The organism is Shewanella surugensis (assembly GCF_023284005.1).
GTDB classification, from domain to species: domain Bacteria; phylum Pseudomonadota; class Gammaproteobacteria; order Enterobacterales; family Shewanellaceae; genus Shewanella; species Shewanella surugensis.
Map to the genome: position 1 here is coordinate 1 of NZ_JAKIKS010000234.1, position 3,707 is coordinate 3,707.

At 37.9% G+C, this 3,707-nt stretch carries 5 protein-coding genes; 3 read left to right on the plus strand and 2 right to left on the minus strand.

What is annotated here, in order from left to right:
* Window positions 1-115: 115 nt before the first annotated feature.
* The 3 genes from L2764_RS26225 (at window position 116) to L2764_RS26235 (ending at window position 2,930) form a co-directional block, all read left to right on the plus strand.
* Window positions 116-946, plus strand: a complete 831-nt coding sequence (locus L2764_RS26225) for a protein kinase domain-containing protein (RefSeq protein WP_248943288.1) — start codon at window positions 116-118, stop codon at window positions 944-946.
* A 147-nt stretch (window positions 947-1,093) separates the two neighbouring features.
* Window positions 1,094-1,318, plus strand: a complete 225-nt coding sequence (locus L2764_RS26230) for a hypothetical protein (protein WP_248943289.1) — start codon at window positions 1,094-1,096, stop codon at window positions 1,316-1,318.
* 139 nt (window positions 1,319-1,457) lie between these two features.
* A complete protein-coding gene (locus tag L2764_RS26235) occupies window positions 1,458-2,930 on the plus strand; it encodes an alanine/glycine:cation symporter family protein (protein WP_248943290.1) in 1,473 nt (490 codons plus the stop codon).
* 71 nt (window positions 2,931-3,001) lie between these two features.
* Here the strand turns inward: L2764_RS26235 and L2764_RS26240 are convergent, their stop codons facing one another.
* A complete protein-coding gene (locus L2764_RS26240) occupies window positions 3,002-3,286 on the minus strand; it encodes a hypothetical protein (RefSeq protein WP_248943291.1) in 285 nt (94 codons plus the stop codon).
* Window positions 3,270-3,533: a hypothetical protein gene (locus L2764_RS26245; RefSeq protein WP_248943292.1), complete on the minus strand. Its 264-nt coding sequence runs from the start codon at window positions 3,531-3,533 to the stop codon at window positions 3,270-3,272. The genes L2764_RS26240 and L2764_RS26245 overlap by 17 nt, the downstream gene beginning before the upstream one ends.
* Window positions 3,534-3,707: the final 174 nt, after the last annotated feature.

Here is a 3,707-nt window from a genome sequence, read left to right on the forward strand (position 1 = left end):
ACTGGTGTTGAACTTTACTTTTAGCCATAACCATTTATCCACTCAAAGCCTTACTTTAACTATAGTTCAGTTTTAGTAGCTTATGGCTGAGACTTGTCGGTAATCAGGTATTTCTTTGCAAGAGCAGATACCTGTTGAAGAGTTACCTACTGGGTTGGATAGCAAGCAAAGGGCTAAATTTGATGCAGCTTTAAAGTATGATAAACAACATGGAACTAATACGGCTGCAGAAGTGATGTCTGAATATGCTCAAGTTTCTATGTATAAAAAAGATGTAAAAAGTAAAGAGTTAGACGTGTGTCTACCTAATCCGGTTTTAAGTGCCTCTTCAGATCCCCGAGTTAGGGCAAAAGGATTGCCTTCACCCAGTAACATGTTATCCACGCCTGAGAAAAAATCGGTGGCAACTCAGATGGTTGATATGTTGAGGGTGATGTACAACAATCAAGTGTCTCACCGTGATTTACATTCGCATAATTTGTTAGTGCATCGATTTGAAGATGAAAATGGCGAACCAGTCACCATGTTAAAAGCCATTGATTTTGGTCGTGCAAAATACGGTGAAAAAGACTTTGAAGCGCATAAATTTGAAGATATTCGCTATATTTTTAATCGTGAAGGAGCGAGTAAAGCTGAAACATTTGCACGCAACACGGTGCTGCCTACACTGATTAAGCCAACAGATACAGATCAAAAGCATGAGCAAACAGAATTACAAGCTAAATTGGCTAAGCATTACCCCATGCACAATTTGATACCGACTCAAGGTGGGGTTGGACGCAATACTGAGATCTTATTGGCGAATATTGGTGATACACTCGTCAGTGATTTGACCGCTGCAGGTTCAGATCAGCAAAAAATTGATGCTGCGTTTTTTGCTGCTTCTCAAGCGGTTGAAAATGCCTTTTCAGATACGCGTTCAATTAATGTGACGTCATTAGTATAGAAATTCATTAAGATGAATCCATGTTTAAGAGGACATTTTATGGCCTCTTTTTTTACGACTTCAATGTTAGCTATAATGATTAAGGAGAATAGATTTAAGCAGCAGACGAAATACTTTATTGCATATCACACAAGTAAGGAGGCTGTGATGCGTTTAATGTTAAGGTTCACTATTCCAGTTGAAAGAGAAAATCAGCCTCAGGCAGATGACTCTTTATTTAAAGTATTAAAATTATTAGTTGAACAGTTAAACCCAGAAGCGGCAGATCAAGCACAGTTAGCCATAGTGAATGAATCTTTATTTGAGCATTGTCATGCAGCGATCGATATCCAACCTGTGCTGAATTTAGATGACTTGATGAAAGCATTGTAATGATAAATCAGAGTTATATTCTTCAGTTTTCGATGACGTTATTGAGCTCGATCATTAAATAACCTGAACTCGGGACAATGGGTGTTATAACGCCTTAAATATGGAGTTACGAGGGTATCGCTCTTAACAAGGATAGAAAATGACGACGATTGAATCAATGTTATCTATATTGTTTGCATCGGTTTTAAATTATTTACTGATCTTTGTGTTATTGACGATAGGGATTTACTTCAGTTATCAAATTCGTTTTACTCAGATTAATAAAATTAGGCATATGCTAGCTTTGCTATTGGAGCAAGCAGGATTTGGGAAAAATCGGCAAAAACGTATATCATCTTTTTCAACTTTTTGTATTCCATTAGCATCCAGAGTGGGGGCGGGGAATTTTGCCGGTGTAGGCATTGCGATTAGCTTAGGGGGCGCGGGTGCTGTTTTTTGGATGTGGATGATAGCATTCATTGGTGCCGCTTCGTGTTTGATAGAGAATACTTTGGCCCAAGCTTATAAACGTAAATTGAAAAATGGGCGTTTTATGGGGGGACCTGCTGTCTACATTGCTTTCGGTTTAAAGTCGAGAAAGATGGCTTTATTATTTTCGATACTGATGGTGATCAGTTATGGGCTTATTTTTAATTTGGCTCAATCGAATACGATAGCAGGAGTAATGGAAGTGGCTTTTTCTGTATCACCCCTCTCTGTTGGCATTAACTTAGCGGTTTTTACTGGGGTCATTATTTTTGGCAGTTTATCTGGGGTGCTTAAAATCACCCAGATTTTATTCCCAATTGCTTCATGTGTTTATTTGATGACTGCAATTGTTGTTATGATTATGAATTATCAGCAGATTATACCGATGTTATTACAAATATTAGAAGAAGCTTTGGGATTTAAACAAGCGTCAGCAGGCACTTTTGGCATAATGGTTGTTCAAGGCATTAAACGAGGTGTGTTTTCTAATGAGGCGGGTATGGGCTCAACGCCCAATGCGGGGGCGATAGCTTATGTATCACATCCGGTGAAACAAGGTTTTATCCAAGCTTTGGGTGTATTAACAACTACATTAATCTTGTCAACGGCAACCGCCTTTATTATTCTCGTTTCTCAAATAAATTACATATCGCCTGAATTAACGGGGATTGATTTAATTTATACCTCTATGGACAAAAACTTTGGTGAGCAAGGGGGCAGTATTATTGCTCTATTAATTTTTATATTTGTTTACAGTACTGTGGTCGTTAATTATTTTTATGGTGAAACCAACATTAAATATATTACTCGCTCACCTTTGGTGTTGACGGGGTTTCGGTGCAGTGTTCTGTTAATGGTCATACTGGGGGCGGTACTCCCTTTAGGGTTTGTTTGGCAAGTGGTTGATTTTTTTGTGGCGATTTTAGCCTTCATTAATATCTGGGCATTAGTGTCACTTCGAAAGGTGGCATTAAAATTATTTAAAAACTATATGCAACAGCTGCAACAAGGTAAGGACCCCATCTTTCATAAAGAGACTATTCCCGAGTTACATCATGTTGAGTGTTGGGGAGATGCTGATTATAAGGTGTTCCAAGCAGAGTTAAAAGCGAAGAAACACCTTAATATTAAAGGTGAAAATTAAAGAGTTAATGGGCTAATATGAATGATTATATGCAGTAGTTATGATTAATTTTATAATTTTTCATTTCACTTTTACGATACTGACCGATTTTCATCGGCCGTTAATTCAAACAATGTGACGCCACATGTTTCTTGTCCTTCATCGGTGCTGACGTAGTCATATACCGCTTCATAGTGTTTGTTTTTCTCGGGAGTAAAGCTCACCATTTTTCGACACCACGAGTATAAAATACCTTCTTGATAAGATGTTTTACCAGAATCGATCCCTGTAATACCCACCCCATTAAATTGAAATCTGAAGGGGGTGCCCGCAGGAATATAGACTTCATTTTGATGTGAGTCACCGGCCTCTTTCATTATAAAGTGGCATATTAATGCGACTTAATTGATGAACAAGATTAGCTTTAAGGCCTAATGTAGCAAGAGAAGAGGCATGCTGCTCAACAATGCAGTTATTATTATTAGGTGTGGTAACAAAGTTATTATTACTGGGGATCGATACAAGACGTAACTGGGCATTGTCCATATTGGGTCTAGGTTGAGAATAGCGGTTAGCGCATCCTGATGTGATTAATACTACAAAAATTAATACGATGGCTCTCATTGGTGGGATCCCTATTTGAATTTAATTGAATGTTGAAAAATAGAAGGTGTAACGTCACCTATTGGCGTTGTTGATCAAATCATATAAGGTTTGATCATCCCCATTTTTGCTAAAAATCTAAATATTGGTGTTTCTCTCAGGCATACCTAGTCTAATGACTTTGTTGATTACTTT